Annotated in this window: 1 protein-coding gene; it reads right to left on the bottom strand. The window is 65.1% G+C overall.

The genetic code is table 11. From position 1 onward, the window contains the following. Window positions 1-945, bottom strand: a 945-nt coding sequence (gene hisC / locus ABB27_RS18985; RefSeq protein ID WP_083491395.1) for a histidinol-phosphate transaminase, incomplete at its 3' end; no start/stop codon positions are given. Window positions 946-960: the final 15 nt, after the last annotated feature.

Here is a 960-nt window from a genome sequence, read left to right as displayed (position 1 = left end):
GGCCTGGAAGGCGGCTTCGGCATCGCTGAAACGCACCAGCAGGAAGTTCGCATCCGAGCCGTAAACATGGCGTACACAGCGCTGCAGCGACAAGGCAATGCGCAGACGGTCGCGCTCACCGCGCACGGTGGCAATGCGCGCACGGGTCTGCACCAGCGCAGCGTCATCCAAGCCGGCAAGCGCCAGCGTTGAGCACGGCGTCGGGATCGGGTACGGCGCCTGGCAACGGCGCAGCACGCTGATCAGTGCCGCATCGGCTATCACGCAGCCAATGCGTGCGGCCGCCAGCGCATGCGCCTTGGACAGCGTGCGCAGCACGGCGATGTTGTCGAACCGCGCCATCAAGGTGGTGGCAGAGGGTTCGTCGGCGAATTCGGCGTAGGCTTCATCCACGACAACCAAGGATTGCCCGCGCAACGCGTTGGCCACGGTTTCAATCTGATCCAGCGTGATGCTCAGGCCACCCGGATTGGAAGGCGAACACAGGAACACCAGCTTGGCTCTGCCCTCCTTTGCCGTGGTGATGATGCGGTCAATGTCCGGTACCAGCCCTGCGTCGGTGTCGAGCAGCGGCACCTCCAGCGCCGGCGCGTTCTGCAGCCGTGCACTGACTGCATACATGCCGAACACCGGCGGCGTGTACAGCACCGCGTCGCGGCCGGGCACGCACAGGGCGCGCACCAGCAGATCGATGGCTTCGTCGCTGCCGCGACCGATCAACAGTTGCTCGGACTGGCAGCCATAAAGACTGGCCAGCCGCTCGCGCAACGGCTGCGGCTGTGGATCGGGATAGCGGCGACAACTGGCCTGCGCATCGCCCGGATTGGCCCAGGCCGATTCATTGGCATTGAGCCAGATTTCGCCTTGCAGCTTGGCGCTGCGCGCAGACGAGTAACCGCCGAAGTCACGCAGATCATCGCGAACCAGATCAAGCACGCTGCTCACGGCGCAACCCCCAAC

The organism is Stenotrophomonas terrae (assembly GCF_001431465.1).
Taxonomy (GTDB): domain Bacteria; phylum Pseudomonadota; class Gammaproteobacteria; order Xanthomonadales; family Xanthomonadaceae; genus Stenotrophomonas; species Stenotrophomonas terrae.
Note: the sequence above shows the minus strand (reverse complement) of the source record. Positions and strands in the feature narration are given on the sequence as shown.